Below are 16,589 nucleotides of genomic sequence, written 5' to 3'. Positions count from 1 at the left end.
ATTGCCGACTTTCATCTTTAATTCCTTTTTTGCTTCAGCGGTACGCTTCAATCGTGCGATGAACCGCTCTAATTAATGATTTTGCTGGCATGCAGTGATGATAAATGCAGCGATTGTGGATAACTATGGGAATAAGTAGTGGGTAGCTTGTGCCTAGTTTGGGTGTAAAAAGTGATTTGAAAAATAATGCAAAAAACCTGAAAAAAGCCCTTGCGTAAAAAGTTCTGCTGCCTATAATGCGCATCCACTGACACGGCAGACAGCGAAAGCAACCGCGGTGACAGTGCGAATCGAATGCAAAATGTGCAGTTGGTTCGAAAGCCTCAAGAAGTTTGCAAAAACGCCTTGACGCGACAGGGGAAATGCGTAGAATACGCAGCCCTGACCCGCTGAGCGGTAACGCGAAAGCTGAGGTCAAATGCTCTTTAACAATCTAAACAAGAAATCTGTGTGGACACTCACAGGTGTTGAGTTAATCGAAATTACTCTGCCGTTTGGCGAGTAATCAAAATTTAAATCAATGAATGAGTGTTCATAGCAATATGTACAACGACTTATTAAGTTAAGTCGATTCAGAATTCATTGAGTCGAATCTTCGGATTCACAAAACTTTTAATTGAAGAGTTTGATCATGGCTCAGATTGAACGCTGGCGGCAGGCCTAACACATGCAAGTCGAGCGGCAGCACAAGGGAGTTTACTCCTGAGGTGGCGAGCGGCGGACGGGTGAGTAATGCCTAGGGATCTGCCCAGTCGAGGGGGATAACAGTTGGAAACGACTGCTAATACCGCATACGCCCTACGGGGGAAAGAGGGGGACTTTCGGGCCTCTCGCGATTGGATGAACCTAGGTGGGATTAGCTAGTTGGTGAGGTAATGGCTCACCAAGGCGACGATCCCTAGCTGTTCTGAGAGGATGATCAGCCACACTGGGACTGAGACACGGCCCAGACTCCTACGGGAGGCAGCAGTGGGGAATATTGCACAATGGGGGAAACCCTGATGCAGCCATGCCGCGTGTGTGAAGAAGGCCTTCGGGTTGTAAAGCACTTTCAGTAGGGAGGAAAGGTTGTAAGTTAATACCTTGCAGCTGTGACGTTACCTACAGAAGAAGGACCGGCTAACTCCGTGCCAGCAGCCGCGGTAATACGGAGGGTCCAAGCGTTAATCGGAATTACTGGGCGTAAAGCGTGCGCAGGCGGTTTGTTAAGCGAGATGTGAAAGCCCCGGGCTCAACCTGGGAATTGCATTTCGAACTGGCAAACTAGAGTCTTGTAGAGGGGGGTAGAATTCCAGGTGTAGCGGTGAAATGCGTAGAGATCTGGAGGAATACCGGTGGCGAAGGCGGCCCCCTGGACAAAGACTGACGCTCAGGCACGAAAGCGTGGGGAGCAAACAGGATTAGATACCCTGGTAGTCCACGCCGTAAACGATGTCTACTCGGAGTTTGGTGTCTTGAACACTGGGCTCTCAAGCTAACGCATTAAGTAGACCGCCTGGGGAGTACGGCCGCAAGGTTAAAACTCAAATGAATTGACGGGGGCCCGCACAAGCGGTGGAGCATGTGGTTTAATTCGATGCAACGCGAAGAACCTTACCTACTCTTGACATCCAGAGAATTCGCTAGAGATAGCTTAGTGCCTTCGGGAACTCTGAGACAGGTGCTGCATGGCTGTCGTCAGCTCGTGTTGTGAAATGTTGGGTTAAGTCCCGCAACGAGCGCAACCCCTATCCTTATTTGCCAGCACGTAATGGTGGGAACTCTAGGGAGACTGCCGGTGATAAACCGGAGGAAGGTGGGGACGACGTCAAGTCATCATGGCCCTTACGAGTAGGGCTACACACGTGCTACAATGGCGAGTACAGAGGGTTGCAAAGCCGCGAGGTGGAGCTAATCTCACAAAGCTCGTCGTAGTCCGGATTGGAGTCTGCAACTCGACTCCATGAAGTCGGAATCGCTAGTAATCGTGGATCAGAATGCCACGGTGAATACGTTCCCGGGCCTTGTACACACCGCCCGTCACACCATGGGAGTGGGCTGCAAAAGAAGTGGGTAGCTTAACCTTCGGGAGGGCGCTCACCACTTTGTGGTTCATGACTGGGGTGAAGTCGTAACAAGGTAGCCCTAGGGGAACCTGGGGCTGGATCACCTCCTTACCTATACGACTAACTCGATGTTTGTTGAGTGTTCACACAGATGGCTTGTTGAACTTCTCGAAAGAGGAGGGAGAGCGAAATGCACCGCGAGCCGGTAAGCATTGTTCTTTAACAATTTGGAAAGCTGATAGTAATTAACGCAATGATGTCTGTCGTTGTGTTAATACGAAAAAAATTGAGTTCTTAAAACACTTTTTAAGTGTCTTGAATATTCAAGTCTAAGGCGAGTCCATTTCCTTGGTCGGAAATGAGACAAGTAAAACCAGCTGGTCGCAACAATTCAAGTGAAACTCATTTGGGTTGTATGGTTAAGCGACTAAGCGTATACGGTGGATGCCTTGGCAGTCAGAGGCGATGAAGGACGTAGTAACTTGCGAAAAGCGTTGGCGAGCTAGTAACAAGCATTTGAGCTAACGATGTCCGAATGGGGGAACCCAGCAGCATAAGCTGTTATCACTACATGAATACATAGTGTAGTGAGGCAAACGAGGGGAACTGAAACATCTAAGTACCCTTAGGAAAAGAAATCAACCGAGATTCCCCTAGTAGCGGCGAGCGAACGGGGATTAGCCCTTAAGTCAGAGGGGTGTTAGTGGAATGGTCTGGAAAGTCCAGCGGCACAGGGTGATAGCCCCGTACACGAAAACTAACCTTTGATGAAAACGAGTAAGGCGGGACACGTGATATCCTGTTTGAATATGGGGGGACCATCCTCCAAGGCTAAATACTCCTGACTGACCGATAGTGAACCAGTACCGTGAGGGAAAGGCGAAAAGAACCCCTGTGAGGGGAGTGAAATAGAACCTGAAACCGTATACGTACAAGCAGTGGGAGCGGTTCTTGAGACCGTGACTGCGTACCTTTTGTATAATGGGTCAGCGACTTACGTTTTGTAGCGAGGTTAAGCGAATAGCGGAGCCGTAGGGAAACCGAGTGTTAACTGCGCGTTTAGTTGCAAGGCGTAGACCCGAAACCCGGTGATCTAGCCATGGGCAGGTTGAAGGTTGAGTAACATCAACTGGAGGACCGAACCGACTAATGTTGAAAAATTAGCGGATGACTTGTGGCTGGGGGTGAAAGGCCAATCAAACCGGGAGATATCTGGTTCTCCTCGAAAGCTATTTAGGTAGCGCCTCGGACGAACACCTTTGGGGGTAGAGCACTGTTAAGGCTAGGGGGTCATCCCGACTTACCAACCCTTTGCAAACTCCGAATACCAAAGAGTGCTATCCGGGAGACAGACGGCGGGTGCTAACGTCCGTCGTCAAAAGGGAAACAACCCAGACCGTCAGCTAAGGTCCCAAAGTGTATGTTAAGTGGGAAACGATGTGGGAAGGCTTAGACAGCTAGGATGTTGGCTTAGAAGCAGCCATCATTTAAAGAAAGCGTAATAGCTCACTAGTCGAGTCGGCCTGCGCGGAAGATGTAACGGGGCTAAACATACCACCGAAGCTACGGGTGCAATCCATTAGGGTTGCGCGGTAGAGGAGCGTTCTGTAAGCCGTTGAAGGTGAAGGGGTAACCCACGCTGGAGGTATCAGAAGTGCGAATGCTGACATGAGTAACGATAAAGGGGGTGAAAAACCCCCTCGCCGAAAGACCAAGGGTTCCTGTCCAACGTTAATCGGGGCAGGGTGAGTCGACCCCTAAGGCGAGGCCGAAAGGCGTAGTCGATGGGAAACAGATTAATATTTCTGTACTTCCGCTAACTGCGATGGAGAGACGGAGAAGGCTAGGCTAGCGCGGCGTTGGTAGTCCGCGTTTAAGGTGGTAGGTGGAACGCTTAGGCAAATCCGGGCGTTCTTAACACTGAGAGCTGATGACGAGTCCCCAAGGGGATGAAGTAGTTGATGCCATGCTTCCAGGAAAATCTTCTAAGCTTCAGGTTAGCGGGAATCGTACCCCAAACCGACACAGGTGGTCGGGTAGAGAATACCAAGGCGCTTGAGAGAACTCGGCTGAAGGAACTAGGCAAAATGGTACCGTAACTTCGGGAGAAGGTACGCTGCTGTTGGTGATGGGACTTGCTCCCTAAGCTGACGGCAGTCGCAGATACCAGGTGGCTGCAACTGTTTATCAAAAACACAGCACTGTGCAAAATCGCAAGATGACGTATACGGTGTGACGCCTGCCCGGTGCCGGAAGGTTAATTGATTGGGTTATCGCAAGAGAAGCTCATGATCGAAGCCCCGGTAAACGGCGGCCGTAACTATAACGGTCCTAAGGTAGCGAAATTCCTTGTCGGGTAAGTTCCGACCTGCACGAATGGCGTAATGATGGCCACGCTGTCTCCAGCCGAGACTCAGTGAAGTTGAAATTGCGGTGAAGATGCCGTATACCCGCGGCTAGACGGAAAGACCCCGTGAACCTTTACTATAGCTTGGCACTGAACATTGACCCTACATGTGTAGGATAGGTGGGAGACTTTGAAGCGGGAACGCTAGTTCTCGTGGAGTCGTCCTTGAAATACCACCCTTGTAGTGTTGATGTTCTAACTTGGGCCCCTAATCGGGGTTAAGGACAGTGCCTGGTGGGTAGTTTGACTGGGGCGGTCTCCTCCCAAAGAGTAACGGAGGAGCACGAAGGTTGGCTAAGTACGGTCGGACATCGTACGGTTAGTGCAATGGCATAAGCCAGCTTAACTGCGAGACAGACACGTCGAGCAGGTACGAAAGTAGGTCATAGTGATCCGGTGGTTCTGAATGGAAGGGCCATCGCTCAACGGATAAAAGGTACTCCGGGGATAACAGGCTGATACCGCCCAAGAGTTCATATCGACGGCGGTGTTTGGCACCTCGATGTCGGCTCATCACATCCTGGGGCTGAAGTCGGTCCCAAGGGTATGGCTGTTCGCCATTTAAAGTGGTACGCGAGCTGGGTTCAGAACGTCGTGAGACAGTTCGGTCCCTATCTGCCGTGGGCGTTGGATGATTGAGGGGAGTTGCTCCTAGTACGAGAGGACCGGAGTGAACGAACCGCTGGTGTTCGGGTTGTCATGCCAATGGCATTGCCCGGTAGCTATGTTCGGAATCGATAACCGCTGAAAGCATCTAAGCGGGAAGCGAGCCCCAAGATGAGTCATCCCTTGGACTATAAGTCCACTAAAGAGCCGTTCGAGACTAGGACGTTGATAGGTCAGGTGTGTAAGCGTTGTGAGGCGTTGAGCTAACTGATACTAATGACTCGAGAGGCTTAACCATACAACCCAGATGGGTTTTGCTAAGTAGCACTTAGCTTGAATACAAACACTTAAGAAGTGCAACTCAATCCAGCTTTCCGAATTCATTTACTGCCTGCGTGAGATAAGACGGGTAAGTAAATAGCAAATTTGCTTGGTGACAATAGCATTGTGGTCCCACCTGATCCCATCCCGAACTCAGAAGTGAAACGCAATCGCGCCGATGGTAGTGTGGGGTCTCCCCATGTGAGAGTAGGTCATCGCCAAGCGCCTAATTAAACAATGAAGCCAGCTGAATAAGCTGGCTTTTTTGTTTTTCGCGTTTGCCATTTTTAGATTGTGATTTTGAAATCATTCATTCCAATTTTTAGCCTCTTTCACTCACCCCCGCTAATGTGCGCTAAATCCCGACTTGTAACCTTCTTTTCTTCACGTTACTGAGCCATACCTGCCGATGGCAACTCTTGCTATTACTTCAGAGGTTACTTACCTTATGCAGTAATTTATTGGGGTAGCTAAGGATCTATGATGAAGTTAGAGATGATTTGTACTGGGGAAGAGGTGCTGTCGGGTCAGATTGTTGATACTAACGCGGCCTGGTTTGCCAGCACTATGATGGAGCATGGCATTGAGATCCAACGACGAGTGACTGTGGGGGATCGCCTCGAAGACTTAATTGCGGTTTTCCAAGAGCGTAGCTTGCATGCCGATGTCATCTTAGTGAATGGCGGCTTGGGGCCGACCAGTGATGATATGTCTGCCGAAGCAATGGCTAAGGCTAAGGGAGAGTCTCTGGTTGAGAATCGCGAGTGGCGTCAGCACTTAGAAGATTGGTTTACGCGTAATAACCGTGAGATGCCCGTCAGTAATTTGAAGCAGGCGATGCTGCCTGAGTCTGCGGTAATGGTGGATAACCCCGTCGGTACGGCTTGTGGATTTAGAGTGAAGTTGAATCGAGCCTGGTTATTCTTCACCCCAGGTGTGCCATTTGAACTCAAGCATATGGTGAAGGAACAATTTATTCCTTTTATCCGTGAAGAGTTTTACCTCGATGCTAAGGTGGCGCTGAAGAAGCTGCTGACCATAGGTCATGGCGAGTCTTCCCTTGCCGACAAAATTGAGCCATTGGAGTTGCCTGAGGGGATTACCATTGGTTATCGCTCCTCAATGCCGCATATTGAGATTAAGATCTTTGCCCGCGGTGAGAAGGCGATTGCTTTGCTGCCACGGGTGACTGGGCACATCAAAATGGTGCTGGGTACTGCGGTTGTCGCCGAAGATAAAGCGACGCTTGCCGAGGAAATCCATGCGAAGTTACTGAATTCTGGCTTGACCTTGAGTGTTGCCGAGTCTTGCACGGGTGGGATGATTACGAGTCAGTTAGTGGATTTCCCGGGCAGTTCTTCCTATTTGCAACACGGTCTGGTGACTTACAGTAACGAGTCTAAGGTGCGAGTATTAGGGGTTAATCCGGCGACGTTAGACGATCACGGCGCAGTGTCTATTCCCACGGTCGAAGAAATGGCCAAGGGCGCGCGTGCTATCTTAGACAGTGATTTTGCCTTAGCGACCAGTGGAATAGCGGGACCAGATGGCGGAACCGAAGAGAAGCCCGTCGGTACAGTAGCAATTGCCTTGGCAACCCGCAGTGGCGTGTACAGCCAAATGATAAAACTGCCGCGACGTTCACGGGATTTAGTGCGTAGCTTAAGTGCGGCAGTGGCCTACGATATGTTAAGACGTGAATTACTCACAGAAGCTGTGATTGTGGATTATCAATCGATAGGGCGTTTCAGCAAGTAACTCTTTGGATACTTAAGGGTTTTAGTCAGTCTAGCTGGATTAATAAAATGCTCCCGAGGGAGCATTTTTTATGGCGAATGGTTTGCAACGCAAGCCGTTATTTAGTGAACTTAAGGACTAATTTGCCAGGGACGACTTGAATGCTCTCGGTCATCTTGGCCATCAGCGCTTGATTACTGTCCTTCGTATCGAGCACATAAACGGGCTGACTCTCGAGGAAATGCCTTAAGTAGCCCATAACCTGTGGCGTCGCGCTGCTGATGGCTTTCTCGATATCCTTAGGCGTTGATTCGACTTTCACCAATTCAAGCTGGCGCAGGTAGACGCTGTGGGTAGCACTGTCATACCAAGGCTTGGCCTCGAAGGTGGTTGATAGTTGCGCCTTCAACGGAAAAATAGGATTAGTGATGGACACTTGAGTGGCCGCACTGACGCTCATAGTGTCAGGCTTTTCGCCGAGTCTGACACTGATGTCGTTAATGCGCACTTGCGCGCCCACGAGTTGATTACCTTGTTTCACCTCAAAATGGATCTCTTTGCTGAGATACTGCTCCATTTCATGCTCGCTGATACTGTACTGCGTGACGCAGCCGCCAAGCAGTACAGATAATCCCAAGCAAAGGCTAAGCGTGAGTTTTTTCATTAACCTGTGTTTCTCATACCCGCCGCTACACCGGCAATCGTCAGCATTAAGGCGAGTTGCACGTGTTCGGAAGCGGGAGCTTCGGTTGTTTCCTTGCGAGTACGAGCTAATAACTCGGTCTGCAGGAAGTTTAATGGATCGATATAGGGATTGCGCAGTTTGACTGATTCGCGATTCCAGGGTGTATGCGCCATTAAGGTATCCGATTTAGTCAGCTCGAGCACCACTTTAATACCGAGATCTAAACGCTGGCGTAAAGTTTCGCCTAAGTGGTGTAGATTGGGCGGTACTAAGCAGGTTTCGTAGTAGCGCGCTAAGTTAGGTTCCGCCTTGGCGTACACCATCTCCAGCATGGAAATCCGTGTGCTAAAGAAGGGCCATTCGCGTTCCATATCCTGTAGCAAGCCTATTTCGCCACGTTGGCAGGCAGCCTGCAATGCTTCACCGGCGCCGAGCCATGCTGGCAACATTAAGCGGTTTTGAGACCAAGCGAAAATCCAAGGAATGGCACGTAAGCTCTCGATACCGCCATCGACACGGCGTTTTGCCGGGCGACTGCCTAATGGTAGTTTGCCCAGTTCAACCTCTGGAGTGGCTGCACGGAAATAAGGCACAAAATCAGGCTCTTCACGGACAATACCGCGGTAAGCACTCACTGACTCCTCAGCAATACGCTCCATGCAATTGCGCCATTCCTGCTTAGGCTCAGGCGGCGGAAGCAAGGTCGCTTCTAACACCGCTGAGGTGTACAGGGCTAAGCTTTGCACCGCCAATTTAGGCAGGCCGAACTTAAAGCGGATCATCTCACCTTGTTCGGTAACGCGAATACGACCATCAACTGAGCCGGGCGGTTGCGACAGAATCGCTTTGTGAGCTGGGCCGCCGCCACGACCAATACTGCCACCACGACCATGGAACAGTGTCAGTTTAACGCCAGCCTGTTTACAGACGGCGACTAATTGCTCCTGTGCGCGATATTGCGCCCAAGCGGCTGCCATTACACCCGCGTCTTTGGCCGAGTCAGAATAGCCGATCATCACCTCTTGCATGCCTTTGGTGTAACCACGGTACCAGTCGATATCGAGCAGTGCGGTAATACACTCGGCGGCGTTATTTAAGTCGCTTAAGGTTTCAAATAGCGGCACAACACGCATTGGATGAGTGCAGCCAGTTTCTTTGAGTAGTAATAATACGGTTAATACATCTGAAGGCTTGCTCGCCATGGAAATCACATAGGAGCCCAACGCCTTAGCAGGATGTTTAGCAATTAAGCGGCAAGTGTTAAGCACTTCGGCCACATCGGCAGAAGGTTGCCAGTTACTCGGGATCAGCGGGCGACGGTTACTGAGTTCACGCAGCAAGAAGGCTTGTTTTTCGGTTTCATCCCAATGGTTAAAGTCACCCATACCTAGATAGCGGGTTAACTCTGCAAGTACATCGCAGTGGCGGCCTGCGTCTTGGCGGATGTCGAGCCGTAACATATGGATGCCAAAACAAGCGAGACGGCGCAGAATGTCGAGGAGTAAACCGTTAGCAATCAAACGCATGCCGCAGTCACATAAACTCTTATACAGCATCTCTAGCGGCGCTTTCAGATCGCTTTCTTGCCAAATCAGCGCCGATTTATCCACTTCAGGATTATGGCCCTCGATGCGGGCGTTTAAGTAATCTATGGTGTCGCGCAGTTTTTGTCTTAATGAGCGCAGCACAAAACGATAGGGTTCACAGCTATTGTTGGTAAACGCCATCAGCTCGCTGTTGGCTTCTTCCATCGATAACTCGCCAACCAGCAACACTATGTCCTTGAGGAATAAACGGGCGGCGGCATGGCGATTACGATCTAACACTTCTTGGGTGACTTTAGCAGTCACAAAGGGGTTGCCGTCGCGATCGCCACCCATCCAGCTTGAGAAGCGCACCGGTGCGATATCGATAGGCAATTGTTGGCCTGTGCGATCTTGTACTTGATCGTTGAGCTGCCTTAAAAAGTCGGGGACGGCATGCCAGAGGGATTCTTCAATGGTGGATAATCCCCAGCGGGCTTCGTCCACAGGTGTTGGGCGTTCACGTCGAATTTCATTGGTGTGCCAGATTTGGGCGATTAACTGGCGCAGACGCAGATTAATTTGGCGGCGCTCTCTGTCCGACAGTTGATTGTTTTCTTGCTCGGCGAGGCAATCCACAATCGCTGCATATTTTTGGATCAGTGTGCGGCGAGAGATTTCCGTTGGATGCGCGGTGAGGACTAAGTCGATATCCAGCGTTTTTAAGCAATCCAACATCTTGGTTTGATCGATACGGCCATTAAGCATGCGGCCAAGCAACTGTTCGACCGGATCCGGTACGCAAACCAGCTCATCGCAGTTACGGCTAATAGTATGAAATTGTTCGGATAAGTTTGCTAAGTTGAGGAATTGGTTGAAGGCTTTGGCAAAAGGCACTAACTCTTCATCGGGGAGCGCCGTGAGCAGTTCTAGCATTTGCTCACGTGCCGCTTCGTCGCCACGGCGGGAATCTTTTGCGAGTTTACGAATTTGCTCAACCTTCTCGAGGAAAGAATCGCCGAGGTGGGTGCGCATCGTATCGCCCAAGATTTGCCCTAACATACTCACGTTCGATCTTAACGACGCATACATGTCGGTCACATTGTCTGCCACATTACCTGCCATAGTTACTCCGAATTGAAAAATATAAAAATCCGCAATATACCCAAACAACCTGTAGGTGATGAGAGTCTTCAGGTCGCTTGGGTATATAGCCCGCTAGCACAATACCCACCACTGAGGGCAATGGTCAACAGCAGAACTTATAACTTATACGACTGGCTTATCTGATATGCAACTAATCGCGATAATTGTTGAAGAATATTCAATATAAATGCGAGCTAACGCAATATTTTATTATGTTTAGTGGAAGTGAATATGAACTGCATCATTTGCGGCTTTGCGGGGATGTGTATTCGGTGTTAATAAAAAGGACTGATTTTTCAGTCTTTCATCCATAGATAACTGAGTTATTAAGCAGTTAGTGAAGTATTGTGTTATTTGCTAAGCGTGCTTGAACGCAGATAAAAGACAAAATTTAATAAAAATATATATTCACATATATTGCATAAATAGATCTTTGTGGTAGTCTAGCCAGCAGTTGAGATGAGTCACCCCTTGTGACCTGTAGAGTAAATATCATGATGTATAGCGTTAAGCCGTCAGTGAATAAAATAACGACCCATTACGATTTCCTACGACGATAGTCTTGTCATCATAGATATACGCTGGTGCGTGTACGCTATTCATCTATTCTTTAAGTCTCTTTGATTCGGTTTATAAAAATACATATGAAAAACATCGCCATTATCGGTGCCAGTGGTTACACAGGCGCACAACTAACAGCTTTAGTCCATGCGGAGTCTGAATTATCGATTCAAGGTCTGTATGTCTCTGAAAATAGTTTAGATAAAGGTAGAGCTTTAGCAGATTTGTACCCTGTCTACAGCCACATTGACTTAGCTCTGTCACCACTGACTGAAGAAGCGAAGGCGAAGATCGTTGCCGAGGCGGATGCCGTGGTGTTAGCGACCGAGCATTCGGTGAGTTTGCATTTAACGGCTTGGTTCTATAACCAAGGTTTAGCCGTGTTTGACTTAAGCGGTGCCTATCGTTTCAGCGATGTGGCGCAGTACCCCAAGTGGTACGGTTTTGAGCATGAATATCCCGAAGTGTTGGCCAAGGCAGTCTATGGTCTAGCCGAGTGGAATGCCAAAGAAGTCGCCGCGACTAAGATGATTGCTGTGCCAGGTTGTTACCCAACAGCATCATTAACAGCATTGAAACCATTAAAGAATTTACTGACCTCAGCCTATCCAGTGATCAATGCGGTCAGCGGTGTGACGGGCGCGGGTCGTAAGGCACAGCTGCATACCAGTTTTTGCGAAGTGAGCCTCACACCCTACGGCGTATTAGGCCACAGACATCAACCCGAGATTGCCACTCAACTGGGGCAAGAGGTGATCTTCACGCCGCACCTAGGCAACTTCAAGCGCGGCATTTTAGCGACCATCACGGTACAGCTAAAACCAGGCACTACCACTGCCGATGTGGCTGCGGCATACAGTGTGTATGACCAAGCTCCGCTGGTGACAGTGAAACAGAACCAGTTCCCGAAAGTGGATGATGTGGTGCTGACTCCGAATTGCCACTTAGGTTGGAAGTTTGATGAGAACAGTGGCTACTTAGTGGTTGCCAGTGCGATCGACAATTTGATGAAAGGCGCGGCGAGCCAAGCCCTGCAATGCATAAAGATTCACTTTAACCTTTAACCGTTCATCCTTATTTAAGAGAGTCGTCAAGATGTCTACCAACAACTCAGTATTAGTTCTTAAAGTCGGCGGCGCCCTGCTGCAGTGTGAAATGGGGATGGCGCGTTTAATGGATACCGCCGCAGCAATGATCGCCAATGGTCAGCAAGTGCTGATGGTGCATGGCGGCGGCTGTTTGGTCGATGAGCAATTAGCCGCAAACGGAATGGAAACCGTCAAGTTAGAAGGCCTGCGGGTGACCCCGCCGGAGCAAATGCCGATTATTGCTGGTGCACTGGCCGGAACATCAAACAAGATCCTCCAAGGCGCAGCGACAAAGGCTGGGATTGTGAGTGTGGGCATGAGCTTAGCTGATGGCAACACAGTATCGGCCAAGATCAAAGATGAGCGTTTAGGGTTAGTAGGCGAGGTTTCTCCTAAGGACGCCACTTACCTCAAGTTTATTCTGTCCCAAGGTTGGATGCCGATTTGTAGCTCGATTGCGATGATGGACGATGGCCAAATGCTGAACGTGAACGCTGACCAAGCGGCGACGGTATTAGCTAAGTTGGTCGGTGGCAAGTTGGTGCTGTTATCGGATGTGTCTGGCGTGCTCGATGGTAAAGGTCAATTAATCCCTTCACTGAATGGTAAGCAGATTGCCGAGTTGGTGAAGCAAGGCGTGATCGAAAAGGGAATGAAAGTAAAAGTAGAAGCTGCGCTCGAAGTGGCGCAGTGGATGGGGCAGGCGGTTCAAGTTGCCTCATGGCGTGATGCAAGCCAATTAGTCGCATTAGCAAAAGGTGAGGCCGTGGGCACACAAATCCAACCATAAGCGGAGTAGGTTATGAAGCATTTACTATCGATAAAAGAGTTAACCCAGCAACAGTTGCTGGATCTGATTACCTTAGCCAAGACGATTAAAGCGAATCCCGCTGAGTATCGTCATGCGCTGGACGGTAAGAGTGTGGTGATGTTATTTGAAAAGCCATCCCTGCGTACTCGTGTTAGCTTCGATATCGGTATTAACAAGCTCGGCGGCCACTGTTTATACCTAGACCAACAAAATGGTGCCTTAGGTAAGCGGGAATCGGTCGCTGACTTTGCTTCTAACCTGTCCTGTTGGGCCGATGCTATTGTGGCGAGAACTTTCTCCCACAAGACCATCGAACAATTGGCCGAGTTTGGCACTGTGCCTGTGATAAATGCGCTTTCGGATTTATATCATCCCTGCCAAGCGCTGGCCGATTTCTTAACTTTGGCCGAGCATTTTGAAAATATCAGTGATGTTAAGTTAGCGTACGTAGGTGACGGTAATAACGTGACGAATTCATTGATGTATTGCGCGGCCATTCTCGGTGCCACCATGACAGTGATCTGCCCTGCGGGTCACTTTCCTGATGGCTACGTCGTGGCCGAAGTACAAGAACTTGCCAGCCGATATGGCGGCAAGGTTGTACTGACTTCAGATATTGGTGCTATCGAAGGTCACGATGCTATCTATACTGATACTTGGATTTCCATGGGTGATCCAACACCGTTAGCGGAAATTAAGGATAAGTTTGCACCTTATCAGGTCAATAAGGGCTTGATGGCGAAAGCGGGTGCTCACTTCTTTATGCACTGCTTACCCGCTCACCGCGGTGTTGAAGTGACCGATGAAGTGATGGATGGCGAAGGTTCCTTGATCCTGCAACAAGCAGAGAATCGGATGCACGCCCAAAACGCAGTACTGGTAACCCTATTTAGTTAATTTAACCCTGTTTAGCAGCCTACTTTCTCCAAGGTGAGAAACGAGTTATAGGAATTTAAGATGTCTATCGAGAACAAAAACACTGGCGTGAAAAAAGTCGTTTTAGCCTATTCGGGTGGTCTAGATACTTCGGCCATTATTCCTTGGTTAAAAGAAACCTACGACAACTGTGAAATCATCGCCTTTTGCGCTGATGTAGGTCAGGGTGAAGAAGAATTAGTGGGTCTGACTGAAAAGGCATTAGCTTCTGGCGCATCGGAATGTCATATCGTCGATCTGAAAGAAGAATTCGTTAAAGATTACATCTACCCAACCATGGCAACGGGTGCAATCTATGAAGGTACTTACTTGTTAGGTACTTCAATGGCGCGTCCAATCATCGCTAAGGCGCAGGTTGAAGTGGCTCGTAAAGTGGGGGCCGATGCCCTGTGCCACGGTTGTACCGGTAAGGGTAACGACCAAGTGCGTTTTGAAGGTTGCTTTGCGGCATTAGCACCTGATTTAAAAGTGATTGCACCATGGCGTGAATGGACCATGCAGAGCCGTGAAGATCTGCTGGCTTACTTAGCTGAGCGTAATATCAAGACGTCGGCTTCTGCGACTAAGATCTACAGCCGTGATGCTAACGCATTCCACATTTCCCACGAAGGTGGCGAGTTGGAAGATCCATGGAACGAGCCAAGCAAAGGTGTGTGGACGCTGACTGCCGATCCAGAAGATGCCCCAAACCAAGCAGAATATGTGTCACTCGAAGTTGAACATGGCCGTGTGACTAAAGTAAACGGTGAGCTATTAACTCCTTACGCTGCACTGATGAAGCTGAATGCGATCGCTGCACCACATGGCGTGGGTCGTATCGATATCACCGAAAACCGTTTAGTGGGCATGAAGTCTCGTGGTTGCTACGAAACTCCAGGCGGCACTGTGATGTTTGCTGCGCTGCGCGCGATTGAAGAGTTAGTGCTGGATAAAACCAGCCGTACTTGGCGTGAGCAAGTGGGTGCCCAAATGGCACACTTAGTGTACGACGGTCGTTGGTTTACACCTCTGTGTAAGTCGCTGCTGGCGGCATCTGAGTCATTAGCCGAGTCTGTTAACGGTGAAGTTGTGGTTAAACTCTACAAAGGTCACGCGATTGCCGTTAAGAAGCGTTCGCCAAACAGCTTGTACTCAGAAGCATTTGCCACCTTCGGTGAAGATCAAGTGTATGACCAGAAACACGCTGAAGGCTTTATCCGTCTGTACTCGTTAGCAAGCCGCATCCGCGCGCTCAACGCTAAGTAATAGGCAGACTCAAAGGGCGCCTAGCGCCCTTTTTTATATCTTAAGTTTTAACGTATTCAAAGCAGTGACCGAGGGGATTGAGCATGGCTTTATGGGGTGGAAGATTTCAGGGCGAAACCAGCGCGCTATTTAAATTATTCAACGATTCACTGCCTGTGGATTACCGTTTGTTTGAGCAGGATGTGGTCGGCTCTATCGCTTGGGCCGATGCGATTGCCAGTGTCGGCATTATCACTGCCACTGAATGCAGCGATTTGAAGAAAGCACTAAATGAGCTGCTGGTGGAAGTGAAGGGCGATCCTGCGATTATTCTCGCATCGGGCGCGGAAGATATTCACAGCTTCGTGGAGTCGGCGTTGATCGCTAAAGTCGGCGATCTGGGGAAAAAACTCCATACGGGCCGTAGCCGTAACGACCAAGTCGCTACCGATTTAAAGCTCTGGTGCCAATCCGAAGGTGCGGCATTAGTGGCTCGCCTGCAAACCTTACGCAGCGAACTTATCGCGCTTGCTGAGCGTGAATTCGATGCTGTCATGCCGGGGTATACTCACCTGCAACGTGCTCAACCAGTCACGTTTGGCCACTGGTGCTTAGCCTATGTGGAGATGATTGAGCGCGATCTTAGCCGCTTAACCGATGCCTTAAAGCGCGCCAATACCTGTCCGCTTGGTTCGGGCGCCTTGGCAGGCACAGCCTATCAAATGGATAGACATGCGCTGGCGGCGGCACTGAACTTTGCATCGCCAACCTTAAACAGCTTGGACAGCGTGTCGGACCGCGACCATGTAGTTGAGCTATGTTCTACGGCTTCAATCAGCATGATGCACTTAAGCCGTATGGCCGAAGATTTGATTTTCTTCAACTCGGGTGAAGCGGGTTTTATCTCATTAAGTGATGAAGTGACCTCGGGTTCATCGTTAATGCCACAAAAGAAAAACCCCGATGCGCTGGAGCTGATCCGCGGTAAAACGGGCCGTGTGTACGGCAGTTTAGTGGGTATTCTCACCACGATGAAGGCATTGCCTCTGGCCTACAATAAAGACATGCAGGAAGACAAAGAAGGCTTGTTCGATGTGGTCGACAGCTGGGCAATCTGCTTGGATATGGCGGCATTAGTGTTATCTGGCTTAGTCGTTAACCGCCCGAATGCGCTGTTAGCCGCGCAGCAAGGTTATGCCAACGCGACCGAATTGGCGGATTATCTGGTGTCTAAAGGCATGCCATTCCGCGAAGCGCACCATGTGGTCGGTGTGGCTGTCGTTGCCGCGATCGCTAAGAAGATCCCGTTAGAAGCCTTCTCTCTCGCTGAGTTTAAAACCTTTGCCGATATCATCGAGGCGGATGTGTATCCCAACCTCACTATCGAAGCCTGTTTGGCAAAACGTGATGTCCTCGGCGGCACGGCGTTGACTCAGGTGAAGCAAGCCATCGCGGCAAAGAAAGTTGTTTAATGCTTTAATCGAGTAATAAAAAAACGC

8 protein-coding genes and 3 rRNA genes are annotated in these 16,589 nt (G+C 49.7%); 9 read left to right on the top strand and 2 right to left on the bottom strand.

Features of this window, described 5'->3' with window-relative positions; genetic code table 11:
- The first annotated feature begins 613 nt into the window (after positions 1–613).
- The 4 genes from N5E87_RS19915 (at position 614) to N5E87_RS19900 (ending at position 7,137) form a co-directional block, all read left to right on the top strand.
- Positions 614–2,156 (top strand): 16S ribosomal RNA (locus N5E87_RS19915).
- Between the two features lie 306 nt (positions 2,157–2,462).
- A 23S ribosomal RNA gene (locus N5E87_RS19910) occupies positions 2,463–5,356 on the top strand.
- Positions 5,357–5,487: 131 nt separating this feature from the next.
- A 5S ribosomal RNA gene (gene rrf / locus N5E87_RS19905) occupies positions 5,488–5,603 on the top strand.
- Together the 16S, 23S and 5S rRNA genes form the textbook arrangement of a ribosomal RNA operon.
- Before the next feature lie 259 nt (positions 5,604–5,862).
- On the top strand, positions 5,863–7,137 hold the full coding sequence (locus N5E87_RS19900; protein ID WP_279775872.1) for a CinA family nicotinamide mononucleotide deamidase-related protein: 1,275 nt from the start codon (positions 5,863–5,865) through the stop codon (positions 7,135–7,137).
- A gap of 97 nt (positions 7,138–7,234) precedes the next feature.
- On the opposite strand, the gene N5E87_RS19895 is transcribed toward N5E87_RS19900, so the two are convergent.
- Positions 7,235–7,780: a DUF1439 domain-containing protein gene (locus tag N5E87_RS19895; RefSeq protein ID WP_279775792.1), complete on the bottom strand. Its 546-nt coding sequence runs from the start codon at positions 7,778–7,780 to the stop codon at positions 7,235–7,237.
- A complete protein-coding gene (ppc, locus tag N5E87_RS19890; protein ID WP_279775791.1) occupies positions 7,780–10,449 on the bottom strand; it encodes a phosphoenolpyruvate carboxylase in 2,670 nt (889 codons plus the stop codon). The genes N5E87_RS19895 and ppc overlap by 1 nt, the downstream gene beginning before the upstream one ends.
- A gap of 665 nt (positions 10,450–11,114) precedes the next feature.
- Between ppc and argC the strand changes: the two genes are divergently transcribed.
- The 5 genes from argC (at position 11,115) to argH (ending at position 16,562) form a co-directional block, all read left to right on the top strand.
- Entirely contained in the window at positions 11,115–12,095 is a 981-nt protein-coding gene (gene argC / locus N5E87_RS19885) for an N-acetyl-gamma-glutamyl-phosphate reductase (RefSeq protein WP_279775790.1), read from the top strand.
- A gap of 31 nt (positions 12,096–12,126) precedes the next feature.
- Positions 12,127–12,909, top strand: a complete 783-nt coding sequence (argB, locus tag N5E87_RS19880) for an acetylglutamate kinase (RefSeq protein WP_037424139.1) — start codon at positions 12,127–12,129, stop codon at positions 12,907–12,909.
- A 12-nt stretch (positions 12,910–12,921) separates the two neighbouring features.
- Positions 12,922–13,827, top strand: coding sequence for an ornithine carbamoyltransferase (locus N5E87_RS19875; RefSeq protein ID WP_011624429.1), 906 nt, complete (start codon positions 12,922–12,924; stop codon positions 13,825–13,827).
- Between the two features lie 60 nt (positions 13,828–13,887).
- The gene (locus N5E87_RS19870) at positions 13,888–15,111 is read left to right on the top strand and encodes an argininosuccinate synthase (RefSeq protein WP_086904085.1); all 1,224 of its coding nucleotides are present in this window, start codon (positions 13,888–13,890) and stop codon (positions 15,109–15,111) included.
- Positions 15,112–15,194: 83 nt separating this feature from the next.
- A complete protein-coding gene (gene argH / locus N5E87_RS19865; RefSeq protein WP_109287268.1) occupies positions 15,195–16,562 on the top strand; it encodes an argininosuccinate lyase in 1,368 nt (455 codons plus the stop codon).
- Positions 16,563–16,589: the final 27 nt, after the last annotated feature.

The sequence above is a fragment of the Shewanella sp. GD03713 genome (assembly GCF_029843705.1).
GTDB lineage: Bacteria > Pseudomonadota > Gammaproteobacteria > Enterobacterales > Shewanellaceae > Shewanella.
Note: the sequence above shows the minus strand (reverse complement) of the source record. Positions and strands in the feature narration are given on the sequence as shown.

Excerpts from the sequence above, each read along its gene's own strand:
- N5E87_RS19900 (WP_279775872.1), top strand. The coding sequence starts at position 5,863 with ATGAAGTTAGAGATGATTTGTACTGGGGAAGAGGTGCTGTCGGGTCAG.
- argC (WP_279775790.1), top strand. The coding sequence starts at position 11,115 with ATGAAAAACATCGCCATTATCGGTGCCAGTGGTTACACAGGCGCACAA.
- N5E87_RS19875 (WP_011624429.1), top strand. The coding sequence starts at position 12,922 with ATGAAGCATTTACTATCGATAAAAGAGTTAACCCAGCAACAGTTGCTG.
- ppc (WP_279775791.1), bottom strand. The coding sequence starts at position 10,449 with ATGGCAGGTAATGTGGCAGACAATGTGACCGACATGTATGCGTCGTTA.
- argH (WP_109287268.1), top strand. The coding sequence starts at position 15,195 with ATGGCTTTATGGGGTGGAAGATTTCAGGGCGAAACCAGCGCGCTATTT.
- N5E87_RS19870 (WP_086904085.1), top strand. The coding sequence starts at position 13,888 with ATGTCTATCGAGAACAAAAACACTGGCGTGAAAAAAGTCGTTTTAGCC.
- N5E87_RS19895 (WP_279775792.1), bottom strand. The coding sequence starts at position 7,780 with ATGAAAAAACTCACGCTTAGCCTTTGCTTGGGATTATCTGTACTGCTT.
- argB (WP_037424139.1), top strand. The coding sequence starts at position 12,127 with ATGTCTACCAACAACTCAGTATTAGTTCTTAAAGTCGGCGGCGCCCTG.